This is a genomic window from Rossellomorea aquimaris (assembly GCF_020172085.1).
Taxonomy (GTDB): domain Bacteria; phylum Bacillota; class Bacilli; order Bacillales; family Bacillaceae_B; genus Rossellomorea; species Rossellomorea aquimaris_E.
Genome location: NZ_JAIVAT010000003.1, coordinates 1,425,610 through 1,451,125, shown reverse-complemented (window position 1 = coordinate 1,451,125; position 25,516 = coordinate 1,425,610). Strand labels below are relative to the sequence as shown.

Annotated in this window: 28 protein-coding genes and 1 other annotated feature; of the genes, 21 read left to right on the top strand and 7 right to left on the bottom strand. The window is 40.9% G+C overall.

Features of this window, described 5'->3' with window-relative positions; translation table 11 throughout:
- Positions 1-49 precede the first annotated feature (49 nt).
- From LCL96_RS08315 to LCL96_RS08300, 4 genes are read left to right on the top strand one after another with little or no spacing between them, the layout of a single operon-like run.
- Positions 50-409, top strand: coding sequence for a hypothetical protein (locus LCL96_RS08315; protein ID WP_224940929.1), 360 nt, complete (start codon positions 50-52; stop codon positions 407-409).
- Positions 410-437: 28 nt separating this feature from the next.
- Positions 438-872 (top strand): hypothetical protein, encoded by a 435-nt coding sequence (locus tag LCL96_RS08310; RefSeq protein ID WP_224940928.1) that lies wholly within the window; start codon positions 438-440, stop codon positions 870-872.
- 60 nt (positions 873-932) lie between these two features.
- On the top strand, positions 933-1,394 hold the full coding sequence (locus LCL96_RS08305) for a DinB family protein (protein WP_224940927.1): 462 nt from the start codon (positions 933-935) through the stop codon (positions 1,392-1,394).
- Positions 1,395-1,448: 54 nt separating this feature from the next.
- Positions 1,449-2,222, top strand: coding sequence for an HAD-IIB family hydrolase (locus LCL96_RS08300; protein ID WP_224940926.1), 774 nt, complete (start codon positions 1,449-1,451; stop codon positions 2,220-2,222).
- Between the two features lie 226 nt (positions 2,223-2,448).
- Here the strand turns inward: LCL96_RS08300 and LCL96_RS08295 are convergent.
- A protein-coding gene (locus tag LCL96_RS08295) for an IS3 family transposase (protein WP_224940925.1) occupies positions 2,449-3,806 on the bottom strand; the annotation gives its coding sequence in 2 pieces (ribosomal slippage) (positions 2,449-3,341 and positions 3,341-3,806; 1,359 coding nt in all).
- Between the two features lie 545 nt (positions 3,807-4,351).
- Between LCL96_RS08295 and LCL96_RS08290 the strand changes: the two genes are divergently transcribed.
- The 9 genes from LCL96_RS08290 to LCL96_RS08250 all read left to right on the top strand — a co-directional run bounded on the left by LCL96_RS08290 (position 4,352) and on the right by LCL96_RS08250 (position 12,448).
- Positions 4,352-4,786: a MarR family winged helix-turn-helix transcriptional regulator gene (locus tag LCL96_RS08290; RefSeq protein WP_224940924.1), complete on the top strand. Its 435-nt coding sequence runs from the start codon at positions 4,352-4,354 to the stop codon at positions 4,784-4,786.
- Between the two features lie 30 nt (positions 4,787-4,816).
- Positions 4,817-5,452 carry a nitroreductase family protein gene (locus LCL96_RS08285; RefSeq protein WP_224940923.1) on the top strand — a complete coding sequence of 212 codons (636 nt, stop codon included), beginning with the start codon at positions 4,817-4,819 and terminating at the stop codon, positions 5,450-5,452.
- Between the two features lie 24 nt (positions 5,453-5,476).
- Complete coding sequence (locus LCL96_RS08280; RefSeq protein ID WP_224940922.1) at positions 5,477-5,773, top strand: putative quinol monooxygenase; 297 nt, start codon at positions 5,477-5,479, stop codon at positions 5,771-5,773.
- A 194-nt stretch (positions 5,774-5,967) separates the two neighbouring features.
- Entirely contained in the window at positions 5,968-6,852 is an 885-nt protein-coding gene (locus LCL96_RS08275; RefSeq protein ID WP_224940921.1) for an SMP-30/gluconolactonase/LRE family protein, read from the top strand.
- 44 nt (positions 6,853-6,896) lie between these two features.
- Positions 6,897-7,553: an O-methyltransferase gene (locus tag LCL96_RS08270; protein WP_224940920.1), complete on the top strand. Its 657-nt coding sequence runs from the start codon at positions 6,897-6,899 to the stop codon at positions 7,551-7,553.
- Positions 7,554-7,611: 58 nt separating this feature from the next.
- Positions 7,612-7,821 (top strand) — a binding site (T-box leader).
- 337 nt (positions 7,822-8,158) lie between these two features.
- Positions 8,159-9,412 carry a tyrosine--tRNA ligase gene (tyrS, locus tag LCL96_RS08265; protein ID WP_224941346.1) on the top strand — a complete coding sequence of 418 codons (1,254 nt, stop codon included), beginning with the start codon at positions 8,159-8,161 and terminating at the stop codon, positions 9,410-9,412.
- A 64-nt stretch (positions 9,413-9,476) separates the two neighbouring features.
- On the top strand, positions 9,477-10,493 hold the full coding sequence (locus LCL96_RS08260; protein WP_224940919.1) for a serine hydrolase domain-containing protein: 1,017 nt from the start codon (positions 9,477-9,479) through the stop codon (positions 10,491-10,493).
- A gap of 3 nt (positions 10,494-10,496) precedes the next feature.
- Positions 10,497-11,456 (top strand): GNAT family N-acetyltransferase, encoded by a 960-nt coding sequence (locus tag LCL96_RS08255; RefSeq protein WP_224940918.1) that lies wholly within the window; start codon positions 10,497-10,499, stop codon positions 11,454-11,456.
- A gap of 74 nt (positions 11,457-11,530) precedes the next feature.
- Entirely contained in the window at positions 11,531-12,448 is a 918-nt protein-coding gene (locus LCL96_RS08250; protein WP_224940917.1) for a ferritin family protein, read from the top strand.
- 52 nt (positions 12,449-12,500) lie between these two features.
- On the opposite strand, the gene LCL96_RS08245 is transcribed toward LCL96_RS08250, so the two are convergent.
- A complete protein-coding gene (locus LCL96_RS08245) occupies positions 12,501-13,208 on the bottom strand; it encodes a DUF421 domain-containing protein (protein WP_224940916.1) in 708 nt (235 codons plus the stop codon).
- A gap of 187 nt (positions 13,209-13,395) precedes the next feature.
- Positions 13,396-14,013, bottom strand: coding sequence for an acetate uptake transporter (locus tag LCL96_RS08240; RefSeq protein WP_224940915.1), 618 nt, complete (start codon positions 14,011-14,013; stop codon positions 13,396-13,398).
- Positions 14,014-14,410: 397 nt separating this feature from the next.
- Here LCL96_RS08240 and LCL96_RS23695 point away from each other — a divergent pair, with 397 nt between their 5' ends.
- The 4 genes from LCL96_RS23695 to crcB (LCL96_RS08220) all read left to right on the top strand — a co-directional run bounded on the left by LCL96_RS23695 (position 14,411) and on the right by crcB (LCL96_RS08220) (position 18,884).
- Positions 14,411-14,491 (top strand): putative holin-like toxin, encoded by an 81-nt coding sequence (locus tag LCL96_RS23695; protein WP_224941345.1) that lies wholly within the window; start codon positions 14,411-14,413, stop codon positions 14,489-14,491.
- 202 nt (positions 14,492-14,693) lie between these two features.
- The gene (locus tag LCL96_RS08230) at positions 14,694-17,858 is read left to right on the top strand and encodes a DEAD/DEAH box helicase (protein WP_224940914.1); all 3,165 of its coding nucleotides are present in this window, start codon (positions 14,694-14,696) and stop codon (positions 17,856-17,858) included.
- A gap of 268 nt (positions 17,859-18,126) precedes the next feature.
- Positions 18,127-18,528: a fluoride efflux transporter CrcB gene (gene crcB / locus LCL96_RS08225; protein ID WP_224940913.1), complete on the top strand. Its 402-nt coding sequence runs from the start codon at positions 18,127-18,129 to the stop codon at positions 18,526-18,528.
- A complete protein-coding gene (crcB, locus tag LCL96_RS08220; RefSeq protein ID WP_224941344.1) occupies positions 18,528-18,884 on the top strand; it encodes a fluoride efflux transporter CrcB in 357 nt (118 codons plus the stop codon). The genes crcB (LCL96_RS08225) and crcB (LCL96_RS08220) overlap by 1 nt, the downstream gene beginning before the upstream one ends.
- Before the next feature lie 59 nt (positions 18,885-18,943).
- Here crcB (LCL96_RS08220) and LCL96_RS08215 read toward each other — a convergent pair whose 3' ends face one another.
- Positions 18,944-19,579, bottom strand: coding sequence for a YdcF family protein (locus LCL96_RS08215; protein ID WP_224940912.1), 636 nt, complete (start codon positions 19,577-19,579; stop codon positions 18,944-18,946).
- Positions 19,579-19,905, bottom strand: coding sequence for an NIPSNAP family protein (locus LCL96_RS08210; RefSeq protein WP_224940911.1), 327 nt, complete (start codon positions 19,903-19,905; stop codon positions 19,579-19,581). Before LCL96_RS08210 ends, LCL96_RS08215 begins: the two co-directional genes overlap by 1 nt.
- Before the next feature lie 221 nt (positions 19,906-20,126).
- Here LCL96_RS08210 and LCL96_RS08205 point away from each other — a divergent pair, with 221 nt between their 5' ends.
- Genes LCL96_RS08205 through LCL96_RS08190 form a run of 4 tightly spaced genes read left to right on the top strand, consistent with a single transcriptional unit; the run spans position 20,127 to position 23,264 of the window.
- The gene (locus tag LCL96_RS08205; RefSeq protein ID WP_224940910.1) at positions 20,127-20,747 is read left to right on the top strand and encodes a TetR/AcrR family transcriptional regulator; all 621 of its coding nucleotides are present in this window, start codon (positions 20,127-20,129) and stop codon (positions 20,745-20,747) included.
- A gap of 25 nt (positions 20,748-20,772) precedes the next feature.
- The gene (locus LCL96_RS08200) at positions 20,773-21,657 is read left to right on the top strand and encodes an ATP-binding cassette domain-containing protein (protein WP_224940909.1); all 885 of its coding nucleotides are present in this window, start codon (positions 20,773-20,775) and stop codon (positions 21,655-21,657) included.
- Positions 21,658-21,663: 6 nt separating this feature from the next.
- The gene (locus tag LCL96_RS08195; RefSeq protein ID WP_224940908.1) at positions 21,664-22,455 is read left to right on the top strand and encodes an ABC transporter permease subunit; all 792 of its coding nucleotides are present in this window, start codon (positions 21,664-21,666) and stop codon (positions 22,453-22,455) included.
- A 14-nt stretch (positions 22,456-22,469) separates the two neighbouring features.
- Positions 22,470-23,264 carry an ABC transporter permease subunit gene (locus LCL96_RS08190; protein WP_224940907.1) on the top strand — a complete coding sequence of 265 codons (795 nt, stop codon included), beginning with the start codon at positions 22,470-22,472 and terminating at the stop codon, positions 23,262-23,264.
- A gap of 130 nt (positions 23,265-23,394) precedes the next feature.
- Here LCL96_RS08190 and LCL96_RS08185 read toward each other — a convergent pair whose 3' ends face one another.
- Together LCL96_RS08185 and LCL96_RS08180 are read right to left on the bottom strand one after the other, a co-directional pair.
- Positions 23,395-23,889, bottom strand: coding sequence for a DinB family protein (locus LCL96_RS08185; RefSeq protein ID WP_224940906.1), 495 nt, complete (start codon positions 23,887-23,889; stop codon positions 23,395-23,397).
- A 144-nt stretch (positions 23,890-24,033) separates the two neighbouring features.
- Positions 24,034-25,473 carry an MDR family MFS transporter gene (locus tag LCL96_RS08180; RefSeq protein ID WP_224940905.1) on the bottom strand — a complete coding sequence of 480 codons (1,440 nt, stop codon included), beginning with the start codon at positions 25,471-25,473 and terminating at the stop codon, positions 24,034-24,036.
- Between the last annotated feature and the right edge of the window lie 43 nt (positions 25,474-25,516).

Here is a 25,516-nt window from a genome sequence, read left to right as displayed (position 1 = left end):
GTTTGTTCTTTCGTATTAGTAGGGAAGTGTAGGCAGAAAGGGTTTTTTTATGGAATTACGAGTGGAGAAAATCAGTAATGAACTTGAGAGGAGTAAAGAGCATCCACCTAAGAAGCAGATGAGTATGTATTCTTTCTTTCGACTAATAGGGATTTTTATTTTCGTTGGATGGGGAGTCATGTTCTTCACAGTCCCGCTGGATCTCAACGAGGATTTCGAATGGGTTCAAGTCATCCATGTAGATAGGAACATGGTAGGCGAATTCTTTCTATGCCTCATCACAGTGGGATTCATTTATTTTGGGTTAGTATATTTTCATTTTAAAAAAGGAGGGGGAAGAAATCCGATATTAATATCCCTTTTATGTCTCGGAATAATTGATGGTATCTTATTTTACCTTACCCTCTAAATTTAATGATGAACGGAGGTAAACCCACATGTATTACTACTTCAACATTTTACTAACCATTATCATCCTTATCATAGGAACTGGAATTGCTTTCTTCATTGACCAATTCAGCAGAATGTTAGAAAGAGTTATTCCTGTAAAATTCCTCTCTATAACAATCGTCTTCATCCTATTTACCCTAATGGCGGCTGCTACGATAATGGCCAGCTCTATGGGAGGATGGGGTCTGATGGATACTGCGTTCATATTAAGTCTCTGTTTCTTCGCACTGGGATGGTTCACCAATATCACTAAACGCGCAGGAATTAATCAGGCTTCAACAGCCGCTAAGTTCATAACCAATAATCAGTTTAAATATGAATATGAATCTGTGAGTTCTTCTAATAAGAGTCCCTATTTCGTTGCCAGTCTGCTGTTTTTTGTTTTGAGTTGGGGGATTTCTTTTTGGATGGCGTATACGTAGAGAAACTGGATTATTCACTGAATGACGGTTTCAAATTACTAGATAAAAGGACGTGTAAATATGTTGGAACTTTTTACTTACAATTGGCAAGTAAGGGATGATTGGTTTGAATGGTGCAGGGACATTGATCCTGAAGAATTATTGAAAGAGCGTACAGGCGGGATGGGGAGCATTTTAAAGAACCTCTTTCATGTAGCGGATTGTGAACAAATTTGGATGAACCAGCTGCAGGGGACACCTGTTATAAGAAAGAATCTTCACAGCATTTCGACACTTGATGAAGTCATTGGATTTTCCAGAGAGACTCGTCAACAGACAGAAAACTTTCTCTCATTATGGACACCTGCATATGAAAAAAAGGAATTCACGATGACATCCAAGTCAGGTAACTCATACACTTTTACATACAAAAAGGTACTTCAGCATATTGTGACACACGAGATTCATCATATGGGCCAATTATCTGTATGGGCAAGGGAGATTGGAATAAAGCCTGTGTCGAGTGATTTGATATTTAGATAATGTGAATCAAATGTATAAAATAAGATTCCGTAATATGAAGAAAGGATGGTAAATATGAAATTTGTATTCGACTTAGATGGAACGATTTGCTTTAAGGGGGAGCCAGTATCAGAAAGAATTGTTCAATGTTTGCTCGAACTGAAGTCATGTGGACACGAACTATATTTTGCATCAGCCAGACCGATCAGGGATATGCTTCCGGTCCTGGATGTGAGATTGCATTCTTTTCCATTAATCGGAGGGAATGGATCTCTTCTTTATCACGAAGGAGAAATCGTGCACTCAACTTCCTTTCAGGATGAGGACCTAGCGAAGATACTTGAATTAATCCATAGATATGAAGCCACTTATTTAATCGATAGTGAATGGGATTATGCTTACACTGGTCCAAACAATCATCCCATCCTTGATTTTCTGGACCCAGCGAATCTGGCCCAATCCCTGCCAGTTGCATCGTTGAATTCAATCGTGAAGATTCTGTTGTTAACATCCACTCATTTTCAGGATCTAACAAAACAATTGGAACAAATGGATATTGTTCTGAACATCCATGGGAATGAAAATGTAGTGGATATCAGTCCAGCCAATATACATAAATGGAGTGCGCTCTCGACATTTGGAGTCAAGGCAGAGAACTATATAGCATTCGGCAATGATGCAAATGATATGAGTATGTTCAGCAATGCGAAGCATTCTGTCATGATAGGATACCATGATGGACTTTCTGACATTGCCGATGAACAGATTCCTCTCACTGGTGATTTTGAAGGTGAGATCATTAAAAAACTAAAGGAATTGTCTTATACATACAGCGAAATAAGAAAGTAAAAAAGCTGGAAAAGTGGTAGCTTCCCTTTTTACCAGCTTTTCGTCTTTTAATAAGGCTGTTTTCGCAAAGATTGTTGCTATACGCATACAAACTAAAATTTACGATGCTCTGTTATTTAGGTTGTAGTACAGGAGGGTGAAGGGAACAGTCCCGCTTTCCACGGACGTTCGGCCGAGCCTCCTCAGCAAAAAATGCACTGGACCCAAAAAGTTGGACACTTATTTTCTATGCAGCTAATTCGGTGTTAACTCGATAAGCTACCGGACTTTTTCGTTTTAACCTTGATTTAATTCTCAGGTGGTTGTAGTAATACATGTATTCTTTCAATTCGTCCTTAAAGTGCTCGATGCTATCAAATTCTTGTAAGTACAGGAATTCGGACTTCAGAATTCCAAAAAAGTTCTCCATGACGGAGTTGTCATAACAGTTTCCTTTACGAGACATACTTTGGGTGATGTTATGTTTCTTCAGTGTCCTTCGGTACTGAGCCATTCGATAGTGCCAGCCCTGATCGGAATGAATCAAGAGATTATCGCCCTCATTTACATGTTTCAATCCTTGTTCTAACATTGTTTTGACCAAATTAAATGTTGGCCTTGATTGGAGTGTATAGGTAATGATTTCTCCGTTAAACAGATCCAAAATGGGGGACAAATAAAGCTTCTGTCCGAATAATTTAAATTCTGTAATGTCCGTCACCCACTTTTGATTGGGTTTTTCGGCTTTAAAATGACGGTTTAAGATGTTGGGAGCTGTTTTTCCGACTTCCCCTTTATATGATTTGTACTTTTTCATTCGCACAACGCATTGAAGTCCTAGTTCTCTCATGATTCGAAGTACTTTCTTTTTATTAATGTCGTGCCCTTTTTCCTGAAGGACGTCCGTAATGCGACGGTATCCAAAGCGCCCTGAGTGCCTATGGTAAATGAAACTGATTCTTCTTTTCCATTTGCGGTCAGAGTCTGGTTGGTCCCATTTATTTATGATGTGGTAGTAAGTGCTTTTAGACAGCTTAGCTACTTTTATCGTTCTAGTCACCGGGAATTCGTTCCTTAGTTCAAATACTACTTTCGCTTTGATTTCGTTGGTGATGGTTCTTCCTGAACTAAGGTGTTTAGCTTTTTTAGATACGCATTCTCCATACGAAGGTATTCAAGTTCTTTTTTCATATCTTCTATCGATTGGCTTGAAGAGTTGTCTTTCATCTTCTTTTTCTTTTGATTAGCTGTCATTGTAGAAGGCCTCATTTCTAAAGATCCGAAGGCATCTTCTCCAGCTCTTTCCCACTTTTTCACCCATCTACGAACCATAGAGGGATCGGGGATTTGAAATATGGCTGATGCCTTTCGAATGGAGCAATTCTTCTCCGAAATAAATTGAATTACCCTCAGTTTAAAGGCAGAAGAATAGTTTGTATAGGGAAAGGTAAATGCTTCATCCCCATGATGACGAACTAACATTACCCAGTAACGGAGAATGGAATCGTCTATGCCAACTTGATACGCTAGGTCTCGATAACTGACTAGTTCATTTAGATAACGTTTGGCAACGTAAAGTTTATGTTCCTGTGTAAACTTGGCCATTGGTGCGGGCACCTCCTATTGTTGGTTGGTGTGTCCAACAATAGGGGTGCAGCTCAAAAACGCTTCCGGGGTCTCGACACGCCCGTTTTCCGTAGGAGTCTACGCAGTTCCCTTCACCCTCTAGAGTAGTAAGTGGTTGACAGGGCATAATGATTTGTGACCATCAGTTTAAAAAGAGTAAAGGATTATTAAATAAAATCAGTCACTGCAACGAATGAAAAAGCAGTGGCATAAGCAACCTCCACATTTCCTTTATGATAGTCAAAGTTTTCGTCAGTTGATTGGAGCGGAAGGTGCTCGACTCCTGCGGGAAACGCTGGACAGGTGAGACCCCGCAGGCGTAGCCGAGGAGGCTCACCGCCAGCCCCGCGGAAAGCGAGCACCTGTAGCGGAAATCAACCGCCACTCGCTACATCCAAAAGCAACAATGTTTACGAAAACAGCCTTTAATAAAAACGGATTGATTGACTATAAAATTCATTTGTATTATATTAATTGACGGGTCAATGATTGACCTATCAATTAATAAAAAGGAGGAGGATGCTATGTCCAATTCGTGTAGACAAGAAGAGAAGATCATTGTTCAACTCAATGATATATATAAGCAAATGAGTCCGAAATTTGAACGCTGCACTGGAATCAGTCAATCTCGACTGGAACTGTTGCACAGGTTGTTCGAAGTGGAAGAAATCAGTCAGACAGCCCTTCAACGCGAAGTGAATATTGACAGTGCGGCTGTAACCAGGCATTTAAAACAGCTTGAAGGTAAAGGGATGGTAGTGCGTCGGAAAAACCCTGACGACAACCGGTTTACATTCGTTCGCCTGACGGAAGAGGGACGAATGAAGATCAATGCCTATCGGGAAGAAAAAGAAATCTTCATCTCTAAAGTATTTAAGACGTTCACAAAAGAGGAACGTTCCGTTTTATCAAATATGCTTAATCGTATTCAAGTCAATGTGAAAGACATTGAATCGTAAATAATAGTGAAACAAAAAGGAGAATGCATCATGAACCAAACAAAAATCAATGACTTCAATGAAATTATCACGGGGCGCCGCTCCATCCGAAACTATGACCCATCAGTGAAAATCAGCAAAGAAGAAATGACAGAAATTCTCACGGAGGCTACTCTTGCTCCATCATCCCTTAATCTTCAGCCGTGGCGTTTTGTTGTCATTGACAGCGAAGAAGGAAAGGCAACCCTTGCTCCACTTGCAAAGTTCAATCAAACGCAAGTCAAGACATCTTCAGCCGTTATTGCAGTATTTGTAGATATGAACAGCTTGGATTATGCAGACGAAATTTATAATAAGGCCGTCGAGGAAGGATATATGCCAGCAGAAGTAAGAGACAGACAGCTCCCTGCTATTAAGGATTTACTTAAATCAGTTCCCGTCGAAATGTTCAGGGAAATGAATCTTATCGATGCTGGCTTGGTTTCAATGCAGCTGATGCTTGCTGCTCGAGCCCACGGATATGACACAAATCCGATTGGCGGCTATGAAAAGGATCAGATTGCCGATGCTTATGGCATGGATAAAAACCGCTACTACCCAGTCATGCTAATTTCAATTGGGAAAGCGGCAGATGCAGGATATAAATCCGTCCGATTACCAGTTGACTCCATCACAGAATGGAAATAATAATACGAATAGAGGAGAATTAAAATGATTATCATTCACGCTGAATTTCAGATAAACCCTATTAAAGAACAGGCATTTTTAGAAGAAATCCGTCCCCTTGTCTCTTCCTCCAGAGGCGAGGAAGGGAATATCTCATACGATTTAATGAAAGATACCGAAAGAGATCATGTCTATACTATGGTTGAAGTATGGAAAGACTCAGCAGCCGTAGAGAGTCATAATGGGAGTGACCATTTCACATCATTCGTAGGAAGGGCTCCCGAATATTTAACCGCACCACTAAATGTGAAAATGTATGATGGAAATAAAATCGAGAAATAAATTTTACAGAAGCATCCGGCATTGGCTGGGTGCTTTTTTTATTAATGAAAAATGATTCAGAGCGATTCAAGAAGTTCAGTCCTTCTCTATGCTTGTGATTTTCTTTCCGGTCTTGGTGAAGCAGGGAGGATTTTGAAGAATAAAAAGGAATTTACAGGAATTAACGAGAATTATTCATTGAAAGGAGTTTTTTTATGTCAGTCAGGTTGCGAGTAGACGCACAAAATACTCTGGGGGAAAGCCCTTGTTGGGATCCTGAAAGAAATATGTTCTTATGGGTGGACATTATAGAAAAGAAAATTTTCCGCTTACATACTCTGAAAGATGAGTTGGATGAAGTCCGCTTGAATCAATCCGTAGGCTGTCTTTCTCAGACCAACAGTGGACGCATGATCCTTGGACTTCAACACGGCATCCATTTTTACGATTGGGAAACGGATAATCTAGAAAAGGTCGTGGATCCGGAAAGTCACATAGAAGAAAACCGCTTCAATGATGGTAAATGTGATCCAGCCGGCCGCTTTTGGGCTGGAACGACCGATAATACAGGGGTAGATGGGAATGGGGCTTTATATGTTATAGACTCAACCCTTCATATTACCAAAAAGGTCGATAACGTGGGCACTTCAAACGGTCTTGCGTGGTCACCGGATCACCGCTTTATGTACTTTATCGATACTCCTACGAAGCAAGTGGTCAGATATCGTTATTTTGTAGATTCCGGTCAGATTGAAAATCCTGAGGTGGTTATCCAATTCCCTGATGGTGCAGGATTGCCTGACGGTATGACAATCGATGAGGAAGGAATGCTTTGGATTGCCCATTGGAGCGGGAAGGGGATATCCAGGTGGAATCCACATAACGGCAAGCAGATCGAATTTATTCCGGTTCCCGCAGTGAATGTGACGTCTTGTGCGTTCGGTGGTGCGGATCTCGATGAACTTTATATTACCTCTGCGAGAACGAGAATGACAGATGAACAGTTGACTGACTATCCACATTCTGGAGGGGTCTTTACATTCAAAACGAATGTTAAAGGTATAAGGAATTTTGTGTTTAAAGATAATTCATCAAAATAAATATACATAATAATATTATGTAAACTAATAGGAGTGATTTTTTAATGCCAGCAGATATTTGGACAAAAGTCGATCAATATTATTCTACTAAACTGCAAAAAACAGATTTAGTCATGGAGTCGGTCTTGCAGGCAAATAGTGAAGCAAACCTGCCTGCAATCGATGTATCCCCGAATCAGGGAAAATTCCTTTCATTGCTTGCCCAGTTAAAAGGGGCGAAACGGATTCTGGAAATCGGAACACTCGGAGGCTACAGTACGATTTGGCTTGCCAGGGCATTACCGGAGGACGGCCGGCTTGTGACACTCGAGTATAGTGAAAAACATGCAAAAGTCGCAGAACAAAACATTCAAAAAGCCGGTGTAGAAGAAAAAGTGGAAATCAAAGTTGGCGCTGCACTCGACACCCTGCCTACACTTCAAGGCACATTTGATTTCATCTTCATAGACGCAGACAAACAAAACAATGCCAACTATTTAAAATGGGCACTTCAATTGTCTCAACCAGGGGCGGTCATCATTACCGATAATGTGGTTCGCGGTGGAAGAGTGATAGATAAAGATAGTGAGGATGAAAGCGTTCAAGGAGTTCGAGCATTTGTAGAAATGTTATCGCAAGAAGACCGAATCGATTCGACGGTCGTGCAGACAGTTGGATCGAAGGGGTACGATGGATTTGTAATGGGAATAGTGAAAGAATAAAAAAATTTCTATTGTTATTTCCTGAATTATCCTGTAAAATGGATAAAAATTTCAAATTATACATGTTTTGATGGGAATCAGTAGTGACTTATCTCCCTGTCTTAGAGAGCTGATGCCGGGTGAAAATCAGTACACAGATGAGCACGAATTACCTCCTTGAACATTCTTTGTGAACGAATGAGTAGCAGAGAACGGCCGGTCCGTTATCCGAATAGAGTGGAAGAGAGATCTTCAATTAGGGTGGTACCGCGTTAACCACGTCCCTTTTTTATAGGGGCGTGGTTTTTTGGTGTTAAGGAACCGAGAAGGTAGTGGTGGAGAGTAGCTCAAATAGTTTTAACGGCGAAATTCGGAATATATCGGCGGAAAATTTTATTTAACGGCGAAATCGAGAATATATCAGCGAAATCTTTAATTTAACGGCGAAATCGAGAATATATCAGCGAAATCGTAATTTTAACGGCGAAATCGTAATTATATCAGCGAAATCCCCAATTTATCACCGAAAATGTCAATATATCAGCGAACCGCTACAACATAACAACAACTCAAAATCTCTTCTTTGAGTCAACAAATTCACCCATCAACAACTAGGAGGAAAGATGATGGATCATAAATGGGAATCACTATCAAAAGTTCAGCAGCTCGAAGTCGAAAGGCAGCTGGCACAATATCAGAATGGCGTGCATGAAATCATTCCAGAAGCAGAATTAAAGCAAAAACTGATAAAGTCAATTTCAACGGGCACTCCGTTAAAAATCAAGCTGGGTCTGGATCCGACGGCACCCGATGTTCATATCGGCCATACTGTTGTACTGAATAAATTGAGGCAGTTTCAGGAAAACGGTCATATCGTGCAGCTCATTATCGGTGATTTCACCGGGAAAATCGGAGACCCCACCGGGAAGTCAGTTGCGAGGAAGCAGCTCACAAATGAAGAAGTGAAGAGGAATGCCCGGACTTACTTTGAGCAATTTGGCAAAGTCCTGGACAAGGAGAAGGTGGAGCTTCATTACAATTCAAAATGGCTGTCGTCACTTGATTTGGAAGATGTCATTCACTTATCTTCAAAGATCACCGTCGCGCGATTGATTGAACGAAATGATTTCTCGAACCGGCTGTCAGAAGGGAAGCCAATCTCACTTCATGAATTTTTTTACCCATTGATGCAGGGTTATGATTCCGTTGCATTGGAAAGTGATGTAGAGCTTGGTGGAACGGATCAGCAATTCAATGTCCTGATGGGGAGACATCTACAGGAACATTGCAATCAGGAGAAACAAGTGGTCATACTACTTCCATTACTTGAAGGTCTTGATGGGGTCGAGAAAATGTCTAAATCAAAGCATAACTACATCGGAATTGATGAAGATCCCAATCAAATGTTTGGGAAGACGATGTCGATACCTGATGAATTGATTATAAAATACTTTCATCTCATAACAGATTTTTCATTGGAAGAGAAGGTGAAGATCGCTGGTGAAATTCGTGATGGATCAATTCACCCGAGAGATGCCAAAATTCTTTTAGGAAAAACGATTGTGAGAATGTACCACGGAAAAGACGCAGCCGATCAGGCAGAAAACCAGTTCAAGGAGATCTTTCAAAAAGGGGCAATCCCTGATGATATACCTGAGCAGGATTGGCCTGGTGAAGAGAAGGTTTCCATTATCGATTTACTAGTGGCTTTAAACATGCAAAGTTCAAAGAGTGAAGCGCGCCGGATGATCCAAAATGGGGGCATCAGGATCAATGGTAAGAAGGTGTTGGATGTTCAGACAGAAGTGGATGTTGCAGATGGAATGGTCGTACAGGTGGGGAAAAGGAAATTTATACGACTGAGATGGGACAATGAGTAACACTTCTTGATCATTTGGAGTCTTTTCGCTAAAGCTATTTTACAGGAGAGGGATGGATGTTTACATGAAAGAACTATCTACTAGGATCAAAGACTATGCAGAGAAAAATGATTTTTCAGGGACTGTGATCGTGAACAATAAAGGAATATCTCTGGTGGAATCTGCATTTGGGTATGCCGACCGCAGTAATGAACGTGAAAATACGGTCCATACGAGATATGGAATTGCTTCAGGATGTAAATTATTTACGGCTGTGGCCATCTGTCAGCTTGTTGAAAAGAAATTGATGTCATTTCAAACGAAGTTGAAGGATTGCCTGCCCAACCATTTTCCACATTTTAATGAAAATGTGACTATTGAGCAATTATTGACACACTCGTCTGGAATTCCGGATTATTTTGATGAGGATGAGATGGATGATTTCGAGGATTTATGGAAGAAGATTCCCATGTACCATGTTCGAAGTGGAGAAGATTTTCTTCCATTATTTCAGGACTTACCTATGAAGTTTCCTCCTGGTGAGAGGTTCCATTATAACAATGCAGGATATATCATTCTGGGGTTGATAATCGAGAGGCTCTCTGGAATGAGTGTGCAGGAATACATCGAGAAACATATCTTCATTCCAGCGAATATGAATGGTTCGGGATATTTCCTTCTTGATCGCTTACCTAGGAATACGGCCATCGGCTATATTGAAGAAAAAGACAACACCTGGAGAACCAATTCCTATTCGATTCCCATCCAGGGTGGGGCAGACGGAGGAGCCTTCGTGACGGGTCCCGATATGATCTCGTTTTGGGAAGCTTTATTGGCAAATAAGCTGCTGACAACAGAAAATACTGTGCGGATAACCGAACCCCATGTCAACGTGAAGGTAGGGGTGGACTACGGCTATGGAATGTGGCTGAATCTACCTGATAAACATCACATTATGGGATACGATCCAGGAGTAAGCTTTCATTCTGCGTTTTACCCGGAAACCGATACCAAAGCAGTTGTATTATCAAATAAAAGTTCCGGAGCTTATGGTGTTTTACAATTGATAGAATCCTATTTCAATAGTAATAAAGGGGTATAGACAGTGAGTTCAGTTAGAATCGAGAAAGCACATATCGAGGACGTTTCTGTCCTTACCGCTGTTCAAACGAAAGTGTTCGATGCTGAAAAAATGAAATGGTTCCCAGATCGGACTGAAATCGTCGATACTAACATTCAGCCTCCGGGCTATGATTCAATAGAAATGAATACTTATATGTTAAAGGAATTGGATTATTTTAAGGTCGTTTTTGAAGGGGGCATCGTTGGTGGGCTGATTCTTACGGTCATTGGCAGACGCCATGGACGGGTCGATCGGATATTTATTGATCCTGCATATCAAGGGAAAGGAATCGGATCAACAGTGATTAAGCTTATGGAACGTGAATATGCACATGTGGTGTCCTGGGAGCTTGAAACTTCGAGCTTACAGCTGAACAATCACCGATTCTATGAAAAAATGGGATACCAAAAAATATTCGAATCTCCTGATGAACACTGCTATGAGAAAAGAATGAATGAAAAGAACGGTCCGGGAGGTAAAACGAGAGAAGTGACAATCCTTGGTGACATTATGAAAGACGTGGATTTTTCCGGACATCAGTTGGAACATTGCATCGTGGAGAGAGCCGACTTCTACGGGATCAACGGGAGTTATGCCACATTTAGCAACAGTAGTATGACGGGAGTACAGTTTAGCAATTGTAACCTGGAAGGATCCCGTTTTCAAAATATCAACTTCAAAAGAGCACTTATCGCTGACCTCAATCTTTCGTATAGTGAATTTGCTCACGTCTCTATAGGAGGCTTACATGTTCATGATACTAATCTTGGTGATGAAGGAGAGCCGATAACGTTTGAACGATGTGTTCTTGAAGGATCCATGTTTGAAAACTGCAGTTTAAAAAATGTTGACATTTCTGACTGTGAAATATCGGGGATGAAAATTGATGGGATTTTGGTGGAGGACTTGTTGGAAGCTCACGCACATAGAATGAAAAAGTAGTACAGGTACAAACACCCATTTTTTCTTCTAGTCATATTATAAGTATTGACTGGATAAAAGAGGTGAGAATTAAAATGAATCCATATCATTATTACCGTCAATTCAAGCCTTTCAACCTGAGTGGCAACTACCGGGTGCCAGAAACTCATTCCCTGGTGGATGATCTCCAAAAAGCCATCAATGGCGAATACAGTGCGATTGCCTGCTATAAAAAGCTTTCGGCTCTTGCTCCTACTGAGGAAGAAAGACTTCGAATCCTTGAAATTCGAAAAGATGAAAAACGTCATTTTAAAGCATTCAGTGATATCTTTATGAACTTAACCGGAGTCGAGCCGCGTCCTCAATTGCAGGAAGGTTGTCCGGATCGATATTACGATGGACTCCGATTTGCCTTTAAGGATGAACAGGAAACGGTTGATTTTTATCATGAGATTTCAAATGGGGCACAGGATGTCTATATAAAGGAAACATTTCTTCGAGCTGCAGCAGATGAACAGAATCACGCTGTCTGGTTTTTGTATTATTTGACGATGAATAAAGGAAGGAGAAATACTCTCCGACAAGCCGATTATGGAGCAAAAGGGGCTCTTGCTGCCCCGTCGCTTACGGTTCCTCAAATGCTTATATATGCCATGCAGGATGAATATCTGGCACAGGCAAGATACGATCGGATCATTCAGAATTTCGGCAATGTCCCTACTTTTATGAGAATTAAAGAAGCAGAGCTCCGTCATATTTATGCATTGCAGACATTATTCCAGCAATATGGACTCCCTTTACCGGAAGATCAGTCACAATCGTATGTGACCACACCGGAATCAATAAAAAGTGCCTATAGCGCTGGGGTGGAGGGAGAAGTCGATAATATTTCGATGTATGATACTTTTCTTGCCTACCCGCTTCCTCAGGATGTGCGGGTCGTCTTCACACAGCTGAGGAATGCTTCGCAGAATCACCTTGCAGCATTTGAGAGGGGATTAGCAAGAGTATAGAATAGAAATAATAGGCGGCTGGCTGATTCCTTGGGCATTCGCCTATCTCTCTTTATTCGATATCCGTTGGGTAGTGTAGGTGGTCTTGAACTTTGTCTATAAACAATGAGTCATTACTGCTTATGACTGCATAATATATTTCCCTGAGTGCTAGTCCTCTAGTGCGGAGTTCCTTATCCAGCCAATCTTTACTGTAAAGTGGGGTCAGGTTTTTGTCTATAATTCTTCCATCCATGATCAGTTCTACAGGGAGTGAATTTGAGGTGTGAGTTGGAAGTTGAAGGTCCAATTTCGTTACATTCTGAAATTGGTCTTTCTTTTTAATGGAAAGTTCACCACTGACTTCCAATAGTGCATAATCAACTTCCGAGATGTCAAACACACCCTTTTCCCTCAAGTGTTGATTCAAGTCATCTAACGTGAATTTTATTTTCTTCATATTGTCTTCTAGCACTTTCCCTTTCTCAATGATGACTGTTGGGCATCCGGATAACCATTGTCTTAATGTTCTACTGTGAGATGTCATTAATAGCAGTATGTAATATAAAGTAAACAATGAGATAAAGGAACCGAGAATTTCAGTGAAATCAAGGTGGGTATTGAAACCCATATTCGCAATTAAAGAACCGATCGTAATGGATAAGGCAAAACTAAAATGAGTTTTATGAGAGTTAATATGCTTGCCAATCACCAGCGTCACCAGAATTAATATCATAAAGCTGATGATTGTTCTGAAGATAGAGAATAGTATCCCGTCCATACATAACATCCTTTATGTCCTCTTGTTTTTCATAGTATGAACCAAAATGTGGTATGTATTTACGCATCTCTTGATTATGAAGTGAGTGAAGAATAAAAATCAACTCATGAAAACCGCGTTCCAGCTATGATCTATTTAAAAATTTGTCACAAAAAAGAGATAGACGAGGCATCGTCTATCTCTTTTCTTATTTGAACACGCCGAATGGTTTACCAACCGGAAGCGTTTCTTTCCCGAAGTGGGTATTTAAGACACTTGCAGCTGAACCATAAAAACTGAACAGAGAGATAAATAATTCTGAGATGGCCGCCAATTTGTGCATGGCTTCAGGTGCAATTCCTAACGTAGAAAGGGAGAGTCCAATAAATAAGAAATCAATAAGGACAAAAATGATGAATAAGACCTTATGCGTTTCCATGGCGCCAACCGTCATGAAAATACTGAATATCAGATACCCGATATATGCAATTCCCAACTGCTCTGGGTCGACTGCAGCCGCTGCTTTTTCTCCGAATACTCCAAATGAAATCAACCAGGACGTTCCGACTCCAAGCCAGAATAAGCCAAATGCCCCGAATGCCGTCATTCCAAATGTGTTATTGTGCTTGGCATCCCCGAAGCTTGCCATCAGTTGAGCAATCCCTCCAAGGAATATCGCCCAAGGTAAAATGAACGAAACGCCGTCTGTCCATCCCAGTTTTGCCGAAGAGGCTACAAGGGTGACCATAGCCAGACCGAAAAGCCCGAGAGCAGAAGGATCGGCCGTTGCCATTTGTACCCGCTGAGTGTTTTGTGTGTGATTCATGATGATACCTCCTATTAAACATACTTGACTAATTTACATGGAAAAGTCACTGTATGCAATAGAAAAAATGATGTAAGCGAAACTTTCATAAAAGGATTGCAGTGAGAGACAGGTCGTATCTTCTAATTCGCTGATAAATTGGATATTTCGCTGTTAAATGGAAAATTTCGCTGATATATTTTAATTTCCGCTGATAAAGGCTCTCATCGTCCGTTCATCGCTTCTCTGAACCTACATGAAAAACAGAAATCCTGGAAGATCTCGCACAAGATCATCCAGGATTTCTGTTTCTACCCACCAGAACATTCAATTCACAACAAAAAAATGCATGAAGTGAGTGAATCCTACATACATATCAAATGGGGACAAATATTTCCTCTAAAAGGAGGTGAGATGGATGGAGCAATACTATATTTTCATGCTCATGTTCCAAGCGGGAAGCTTTATCATTTCGTTATTGAACCATATTGAAAAGTAGAAAGCTCCAAGAATCTTTTCCGGACTATGACTGGCCTCATAGTTCGGATTTTTTTCTGAAGGATCCGTTTCCCTATATGGTATGTCAAGATTCCCGATATTATACGTTTCTATGAAAATAGTAATCCCATCTCATTGTTTCTAAATCCTCTCTTTGTTGTTATCATAAGAATTAAACAATACTCACGGAAGGAATCAGTCTCTTGAAGATCATACATGAAAAACTTATAAAAGATCGATGCGGTACCGTTTCTTACAAGCGGGGAGAGGCGTATTACCAATCCAATAAAGTGAAGATAGAAGTATCGACTGGCGATCATTATGAAGCGACAGTTATCGGGGAGGAAGAGTTCCATGTTTCCGTTCATGAAAATGGCGTCGGTGGAATAGAAGCCCACTGTACCTGTCCGAAGCTTGCATCATTTAATAAAGATTGTCAGCATATTGCAGCTGTCCTGTTTGCCGTTAAGCATCATCAGAGATACATGGTGAATTCTGAAGGTAGTGTGTCAGAGGATTTTTTCACCCTGTTCCAAGAAGATTCCTTCCGTAAAACGGGAAAGCTTCGCCATTTTGAAAACAGACAGACCTTGAAGAGTGAATTTCTCATTAAACCGATTTCACACAAGAACGGCGAAGAGGAAATTGTAATCGAGCTCACGATACAGGATATAAAGGTACACGGGCTCCGATCGTTTCTAGCCAGTTTGAACGAAGGAAAACCGATCCACCTGTCAGATTCCTTTATCTTCAATCAGGAGTTTCATTGCTTTGAAAATGAAACGGATGCTGTACTTCAACAGTTGGTGGCATTTTCGAAAGGATTCTCAAAGGAACATAGTGATTACATGACTATTCCTCCATCTTCCTGGAAGCAGCTACTACCAGTATTGATGAAGAATAACCTTGTGAAGATACAGCAAAATAACCAGCTCTATAAGGGAATGAAGGAAACGGAACTTCCCCTTCCGTTGACATTCCAATTTGAACAAGATATTCACGGCCATTTTTCATTAGATGTTTCCGGATTACGGAATATGACAGTTTTGAATGAGTATCAAACGGTCTTTCATGAAGGAAAGATCACCCAACTCGACAACATGGACTGTAGACGACTGTCTGAAATAAAGCGACTCCTCGACCGTTCAGGAACGAATCTTATTCCTATTCCTGAATCCCAGATTGGTTTCTTTCTTGATAAAGTGGCTGTCGGGTTGAGAAAACTGGGTGAAGTGAAAATTTCAGAAAGCTTAGGACAAAAGTTGGGATCAGCGCCACTGGTGGCGAAATTATATCTCGACCGAGTCAAAAATCGCCTTTTGGCTGGACTTGAATTTCATTATGATCATGTCGTCATTCACCCCCTTGAAAACAGGGAACCTCCATCTGGTTCTCTTCTTATCCGTGATGTGGAGAAAGAAGACCGTATCCTCGAATGGATGGATGAATTTTCGTTCGGAAAGACGGAAGGCGGCTATTTTTTACATAACGAAGAATTAGAATATGAGTTCTTAACCTACGGTGTGACGAAGATTCAGAAACATGTTCAAATCTATGCGACAACGGCAGTAAGAAATAGGGTATCCAAAGGGAGCCATACCCCGAAAATCCGGATTAAAGTGAAAAAGGAACGAATGAACTGGCTTGAATTCACATTTGAAATGGATGGAATCCCTGATAGACAGGTGATGGAAATCCTCGGGGCGCTGGAAGAAAAACGGAAGTATTATCGTATGAGAAACGGATCACTGCTTTCACTGGAGTCAAAGGAATTTCAAGATATTCAGCGGTTTCTCCATACTTCACAAGCCGAGAAGAATGATCTGGTGAAAGGACTTGAGCTCCCTTTTTATCAAAGCATGGATCTTCTTGATTCAGTAGATGCCAAGAAAACGTTCATACTGGAGGATTCATTTAAAGAATTCTTCCGGCAACTCATGGACCCAGACAGTGTTGAATGTTCAGTTCCTTCTACAATGGGTTCTCTACTGAGGGATTACCAGAAAACAGGGTATCGCTGGATGAAGACGCTATCTCAAAATGGAATGGGCGGGATACTGGCGGATGATATGGGACTAGGGAAAACGATTCAAAGTATTTCGTTCATCGTGTCGGAACTCGAATCGATCAGGTCAAGGAAACTCCCGGTTCTGATTGTGTGCCCATCCTCCCTTACGTATAACTGGCAAAATGAATGTGTGAAATTTGCTCCGAATACCCGTACGCTTATCATAGATGGGGACAAGGCAGAACGAATGAAAAAACAAACGAAATGGAAGGATGTCGATGTGATCATCACAACCTATCCTTTACTTCGCAGCGACACTAAATGGTATGAGGATAGGGAATTCCATACAGTGTTTTATGATGAGGCACAGGCATTTAAAAATCCTCTTACGCAAACGGCAAGAAGTGTCAAGAAGATACAGGCCTCGAATCGATTCGCATTGACCGGAACACCTGTGGAAAATTCCCTTGAAGAGCTATGGTCCATCTTTCATGTTGTATATCCTCAGTTATTCCGTGGATTAAAGGATTATAGCCGCCTCACAAGAAAAGAGATCGCGAAAAGGATCAGACCCTTTGTTCTTCGCAGATTGAAAGAGGATGTATTATCTGAGATTCCAGACAAAGAAGAAATCATTGATTCCGTAGAACTTCTTCCAGGGCAGAAAGAGTTGTATGCAGCCTACCTTGCTAAACTGAGACATGACACCATGAAGCATTTGGATAGGAACACCTTAAGGAAGAATAAGATCAAAATTCTCGCTGGGCTGACCAGACTGAGGCAAATATGCTGCCATCCGGGATTATTTGTTGAGGACTATCACGGCTCATCGGCAAAATTCCTTCAGCTCATGGAGATGTTGGAGGAAGCCAGATTGTCAGGAAGACGGGTATTGATTTTCTCCCAGTTTACGAAAATGCTTGAGATGATTGGAGGGGAACTTTCTGGAAAAGGACAGCCATACTTTTACTTGAATGGAGCAACTCCATCAGAGGAGAGAGTTAAGATGTGCGATCGATTTAATGAAGGGGAACGAAATCTTTTTCTTATTTCTTTGAAGGCAGGTGGAACGGGGCTGAATCTTACCAGTGCAGATACGGTCATTCTCTATGATACATGGTGGAATCCTGCAGTTGAAGATCAGGCAGCCGACCGTGCCCACCGGATGGGCCAGAAAAATACGGTTCAGGTAATCAGGCTCGTTGCCAAAGGAACGATCGAAGAGAAGATGAACGAACTTCAGGATAAAAAGAGGCACATGATACAGGAAGTCATGAACCCGGATGAAAAGCTTGTACAAACCTTAACCGAGAATGAGTTAATGGAGATTTTATCCATTCATCACCAAACAAGTCAATAGAAGAACAGATTCTACATGATTTAGGAGATACAAAAACCAAATAACCTTGATCAATTTGATCCAAGGATGGTTCCTCACTTTTGTTTGCTTTAGACCGGCTTTTGAAGCTGACAAAATGAATTTGGCAAAATATCCTCTTGTTGGTAAAATGAATAATGAAAAGGTAAGCGAGTTTTCCTGATCTATTATGATGATGATTACTCCTACTGATCGATCTGAATCGGTAGGGGTTTCTTTCATGAAGAAAAAGATAATTTGAGGTGTGAAAATGATATACATTTTCGTAGGAGCAGCTGGAATGGCGGGAGCTCTATTTCGATACTGTCTTGGTATTTTTTCTGAAGGTCTGTGGGACTTTACGTTTCCTTTGGGTACATTTCTGGCTAATATGATAGGCAGCTTTATACTGGGTCTCTTTACAACGTATTTTATTCAAACGAAAAAGGTATCTCCGAAGGCGGCGACTGCGATTGGAACAGGACTGATTGGATCATTCACCACATTCTCCACATTCAGTGTGGAAACCGTGAATCTCCTATCTCATTCACATGTTCTTCTTGCGCTGGTTTATGTAGTGGGAAGTGCATCCGGAGGTCTTATGATGTCATGGGCGGGGTATACGGTAGGTATGAATACATACAGTAATAAACAGAAGGGGGCCACACCTTGATTGTTCATGGTTTGATGGTGGCAATCGGTGGCTTTTTTGGAGCCATGTGCCGCTTTGGAGTCAGCCGATTATTTAAAAAGTACTGTTTGTCTGATTTTCCATACGGCACATTATGTGTCAATCTGATAGGATCTTTTTTTCTGGGATATGTGATCGGAATGGGGATCGACGAAACAGGCGTGCTTCTAATAGGAACTGGATTCCTTGGTTCTTTTACAACTTTTTCTACTTTCAAACTGGAAAATATTCAACTTTACCTTCATAAAAAATGGAAACCCCTCATTTCTTATCTTCTACTCAGTTACACATGTGGCATATTATTCGCATTTGTTGGGATGACATTGGGTAAATTGTAAGTTATCAGAGCTCAGGTCACCCTGAGCTCTTTCTATTTGTTTAAGTATTCAATTATCTATTACATAGGTTGTAAATGCCCCAATCTCCCATATTTCTCAATCCTCAGATATTCGCCCCAAACTCTTTTTCTACCGATTTCCGAATCCATCCAGTTGTTTCTGTTAACTTCGATTCCACGATATGTTGTGGGAAATGTATACGGGATGTATTCGAGCTTTTCAGGCAGATGCTTCATTAACGTACGAAGCTGCCTCCCCGTGACATGACTTTTACATATTACCATAAGGGACTTCACGGTAGAAAAGTCAAACACTTCTTTTGCAAAGAGAACATTTTCAAGAGAATTGGTCGATTTATCTTCATAAACGATTGCTTGAGAAGGAATTCCTGCATGTTTCAACTGTGAGATGATCACATCAGCCTCTGAATATTCTTCATGATGGTTTCCTTCCCACTCTGGGTGTGGAACTCCAGTCAGACTTCGACCTCCAGTGACCACGATTTTTTGTATGTATTTTTTTTCGTAAGCTTCAATGGCTTTTTCCCAATGGCCACAATGGGTTCCACTGAAGACAAAAAGGGCGTCACAAGCTTTTGCCTGAATGTCTTTTCCAAAGGTTAGATCCGTTAAGAATTCAACTTCTTCTTTATTTAATTCTGGAACAATTGGCTCTCTCGGTATGATCGGTTTCATTATTCCAACCCCTTAAAATCATAATTCCCTGTCATAGACCAGTATTCTTCATTAGTAGATATATACAAAGGCTCGATGGTTCTTCTGTGAGTCTGGGCCAATTGGTGAAGAGAGGTCCTTTTAATACACTCTTCAATTTGTTTATAGTGCTCCATAGATTCATATTTCCAGATCGCTAAAATTTTAGTCCTATCTTCGTTAACCCAACGTCCAATTAATTCAGCTCCATGAAGTAATTGGTTAGGTAGTAAGTATTCATGAAAGAAATGATTGAATTGCGGTACAACATTCGGAATGATCTCGTACGTCCGGACTCTGTATACCATAATATTCCTCCTTTGGTGATAATTGTACACGTTTGTTCGTGTTTGTTCGATAATTAATTTCAATACACTTCGTTTTTATGCATTTTATTTCGTGGATTAAACAAGGAAGATGACGTAAACCATTATAGAAAAATAATGTTGACCATAGTGGTCAAAAAGGAATAAAATAAAATTGACCACTCCGGTCAATACCTTGTCTTTATAAAGGAGGTAGACAATGTTTGTTTAGAACGTTAAACATTGAGTCAGAAAAAGAAGATCGTATTATCAAGGCCGCAACCAGGATATTTTCAGAGAATGGGTATGAGAAAGCATCGACAAATGCCATTGTGAAGGAAGCAAAAATATCTAAGGGGATCCTATTTCATTATTTTAATAGTAAAAAAGAGCTGTACATCTCTCTTTATGAATATCTTACGGAGCTATTAACAGAAAAAATTTACGAAAAGGTCGACTGGAATGAGCGTGACATTTTCAACACAATACGTTCCGTTACATTGATCAAATTTGAACTTTTCTCTGTGTATCCTGATCTGATCAATTTTCTTAACAGTGCCTTTTCGGAAGAAGCTCTTGAGGTGAAAGATGATATTGAAAAATATAAAACCAAAATGGTTGAAAGTAGTTTTACTACGTTATTTTCAAAAATCGACACAACCAAATTCAAAGATGGTATCGACGTGAAAAGATCGATTCAAATCATCTATTGGACCTTTGAAGGCATTGCTAATCAACAACAACAGAAAGTGAAGACACGTTCTGTTAAAGATATCAACCAGGAAGAAGTGTTGAAGGAAATCGACGCCTATATCGCTTTATTGAAGAACTCATTTTACAAATAGAATAGAGGAAAAGGGAGGATAAAAGATGAATGTAATCGAAATTCATTCGCTGACAAAAACCTATGGAAAGTCCAGGGGGATCACCGATATCAGTTTTCATGTAGAAGAAGGAGAAATCTTTGGATTTATCGGACCGAATGGAGCGGGCAAATCGACGACCATCCGAACACTTCTCTCACTGATCCGTCCCACGAGCGGGAGTGCGACCATTTTCGGTAAGGACTGTATCGAATCAGCCCCTGAAATTGCAAAGGAAGTGGGATACCTGCCATCTGAAGTCTTCTATTATGACAATATGAAGGTGAAGGATCTTCTAAAGTATTCTGCCAGCTTCTATAAAAAGGATTGTACAAAAAGAATCAAAGAGCTGGCAGAGATATTAAATCTGGATTTATCGAAGAAGATTGATGATCTCTCCCTCGGAAACAAAAAGAAGGTAGGAATCATTCAGGGATTGCTTCATGAACCAAAGCTGATCATTTTAGATGAACCTACCTCGGGATTGGATCCACTCATGCAGCAAAAATTCTTTGAACTTCTTCAGGCTGAAAATGAGAAAGGAGCGACCATCCTTTTCTCATCTCATATTTTAAGTGAGGTTCAACGTCTGTGTGATCGCGTGGCCATCATCAAGGAAGGAAAGATCGTTCAGGTTGAGAAGATCAGTACATTAAAAGAGAACAATCATAAAAAGTTCAAGATGGAAATCAAGAGCGATATAGATGCCTCTTACTTTGATCTGGATGGCGTGACAAACCTGGAAATGATTGACCATCATGTCAGCTTCTTATTTAGAGGGGATATCAATACGATTATGAAGAAGATCGCCGACATAGAAATAACTAATCTATGGATCGATGAGCCTGATTTGGAAGAAATATTTATGCATTATTATGAAAAGGAGGCCTGATCCTCTATGAATATCTTTCTTTATGAACTAAGGGCTTACCGGAAGTCAACTCTTATCTGGACAATGGTACTCATCGGATTGGTCATGTTATTTTTGTCCATGTTTCCGTCCATTTCTAAAGAAATCGATGAATTCCAAAAGCTTTTGGAAGGGTTCCCTGAGGGAGTTCGAAAAGCACTGGGAATACAGGTTGAAACCATCGGATCCCTTAACGGTTATTATTCTTATATCTTTCTATATATATCTTTATGCGGCGCCATTCAAGCGATGAATCTGGGAATCTCGATAAGCTCAAAGGAAATGAGGGAAAAGACAGCTGATTTTCTTCTAACTAAACCTGTCACACGCACGAAGATTCTATCGTCAAAAGTTCTGGCAGCACTCGCATCGTTACTTATGACGAACATTGCGTATGGGATATCGGCCATCATTGTTGCTAATGTGGTAAAAGTCGAAGAATTCAGCTTGAACGTATTCTTCTTGATTTCGCTTACACTCTTGTTCACTCAAGTCATTATGTTTGCCGTCGGAATGATCATTGCAGTTATTTTCTCAAGGGTGAAGTCAGTCATTGCGCTCTCTCTGGCTGTGGTGTTCGCCTTCTTTTTCATTGGGATGGTAGCCGCGACGGAAGAGACTGGTCGATACTTTACACCGTTTAAATATTTTGACTACACGTATATCATGAACCACCACCGTTACGAGTGGTCATTCGTCATCGTGGCCATCCTCTTGACTGCAGGCTCGCTGATCGCGAGTTTCATCATTTACAATAAGAAGGATATCCATACGCAATAAATGGAGGGAATATTATGAACGTATACTTGAGAGAAATGAAGGCTCATCGCAAGTCCCTTATTATTTGGTGCATTGGGATGATTGCATTGATCGGATCCGGAATGGGGAAGTACGCAGGCTATTCTTCTTCTGGCCAATCCATGAATGACCTAATGGCTGGTATGCCGAAATCCCTGCAAGCATTTTTAGGATTTGGTACGCTGGATTTGTCAACGGCAAGCGGATATTATGGTGTGCTCTTTGTTTATATTCTGTTGCTGGCAACCATACATGCAGCCATGTCGGGAGCAACCATCATTTCGAAGGAAGAAAGAGATAAAACCGTCGAGTTTCTATTCGTCAAACCCGTTCCGAGAAAGAAAATCATAGGGATCAAGCTGCTGGCTGCTCTGACACAAATTTCGATACTCGCGTTGATTTCCTGGATTTCTTCATTGGTCATAGTAGGGCATTACAGTGACGTTTCCATCGCAGATGATATCGGGATCACCATGTTGGGAATGTTCATTTTACAGATGCTTTTTTTAGTAATCGGAACGGCTATTGCCTCCCTCTCAAAAAAGCCTGCAAAAGCAGCGTCATTCTCAACGGGCATCTTGTTACTGACGTTTATTCTCTCATTTGCCATCGACTTAAGTGAAAAAATAGAGGGAATGAAATACTTTACGCCATTTAAGTATTTCGAGGCCAAAGATGTCATGTACGGTGGAGGATTGGACACCGTGTTCGTAGGGATATCCATTGTGTTGATAGGGGCTTTGGGGTTTGCAACGTTTGTGCTTTATGATAAACGGGATTTGAGGGTGTAAGGAATAACTATGAATAATGTAAGCTTAACCTTCGTACATCTGTTTAGGATGAAATCATCTCGACGTTAATAGAAGAATCATAAATGAAAAGGATCTGTTTCACTGGATGAACAGATCCTTTTCATTGGATTTATCTTTTTGCTTTCAACTCGTCTATTTGCTCTATATGCCTCTTCTCATGAAAGCCGATAAAAGGAATCCACTCATCTAATCGGATTTGACCGAAGATGGGGTGAGGATATGCCTTTTTCATTAAGGCTTCTTTATTTGTAGATTCCAGGAAGGCAAGAAGATCTTTTCGTGATGATTTCAATTTATCCTTCATCTGCTCCAGGCTCTGTTTTTCGTCAGTAGGGGTGACGAAAGGCGGAGCGTCCACTTTAGTCGTTCGATCTACAGTAAAGTGGATTGGCTTCGACTCAACCAATTGTTCTTCTCCATTTTCCAAAGTCATTTGAATCACTTTTGTTAAGGATTTTTCCATTAGATACAAATGATCGAGCACCTGCATGATGTTCCATCGGTCTTTTTCGACTTTCTTATTTAGTTGCTCTTCGCTTAAATCCTTCACACTGTTCAGTAGCTCGGAACGAATATCTTCTATCATTTGAATTTCTTTTTCCACAGTAGACCCTCCTCCTGTTATCTATCAAACTATTTTACCCCTGAAAAACAAGGACGTACAGTGAAAGCACTTCATTGATAGATGCTAAAAAAACGAAAAGCTCTAATTTGTATAGAGCTTTTCGTTTTATAGAAAGGTATCGTATTATCCTTCAGATCCTTTTTCATCAAAATCTGGGGCGACTGCTTTTCTGATAAACAATGAAATGGTAAATGCAAGTGCAGCCAGGCCCAGTGCGAACCAATAGGCGTGATGAACGCCATAGGTCATGGCATCAAAGGCGACCTTTTCGGTTACTGTACCGGAATGGTTTTCAATATATCCGGTTTGACTTTGAGTCATGATGCTGACAAAAATGGAAACCCCAAGTGCCCCTGCTACGGGTTGTAATGTATTTGCGATGGCCGTCCCATGTGGGTAGAGGTGCTTCGGCAGCTCATTTAACCCATTTGTCTGGGCGGGCATCATGATAGCTGAGATTGACAACATTAGAACCATATACACGATCACAAATAGCCAGATGGGTGTGGATGGATTAATGGTACTAAAGAAAATCATGACACCAAGCAATATGAATGTTCCTGGAATAATAAGCTTTCTTGGTCCGTATTTATCGAATAGGGAGCCCATGGTAGGAGACATTAGACCATTAAGCAGTGCTCCCGGCAGTAGCAATAAACCGGCAGTTTTTGCTGAATATCCGAGTGGGCCCTGCAGGTACATCGGCATGACGATTTCGGAAGCAAACATAGCCATGATGACGATGACGAAAATCGTGACACCCCTTGTATAGCTTTTGAACCGGAAGACGCGGACATCAAGGAGCGGTTCCTTTAGCTTTAATTGACGCAGCACAAAGATAATTGCACTTATCACTGATATCGCTAGGATAGCGATGATTTTGACCGATGAGAATCCTGCCTCTTCTTCACCTGCTGCGCTGAATCCGTAGACAATCCCGCCAATCCCGATGGAAGAGAGGATGATTGAATAGATATCGACTCCTGGTCTTGTCACTTCGCCAACATTTTGCAAGTACCTGAAGGCGAATAGAATTGAAAATACAGCGAATGGAATGACCGTGATGAACAACCACCTCCATCCAAGAAAATCAACGATCACACCGGACAGCGTCGGGCCAATGGCGGGTGCGAACATAATCACCAACCCGAATGTACCCATTATCTTTCCGCGGACTTCCGGACGGTATATCAGTAGCAGGGCGTTCATAATGATCGGAATCAGTAATCCTGTCCCAACTGCTTGAATCATCCTACCTGCGAGGAGCATAGGGAAATTCAAGGCGCAGGCTGCAATCACTGTTCCCAAAAGAAAGACACTCATGACGCCTATGAACATCTGCCTTGTGGTGAACCATTGAATGAGCAGGGCGGAAATGGGCATCAAAACACCCATGACGAGCATGAATCCAGTGGCAAGCCATTGAACCGTAGGGGCATCCACCTTAAATACGTCCATTAATTCTGTTAATGCGATATTTAATAAAGTTTCATTCAAAATAGCGAAAAATGCACCGATCATGAACGTGATCAGGATGGCTTTTGAATTGATTTTAGTAGTCATATAGTTCCTCCAACAAAGTATATACTAGAACACTTATCTATCA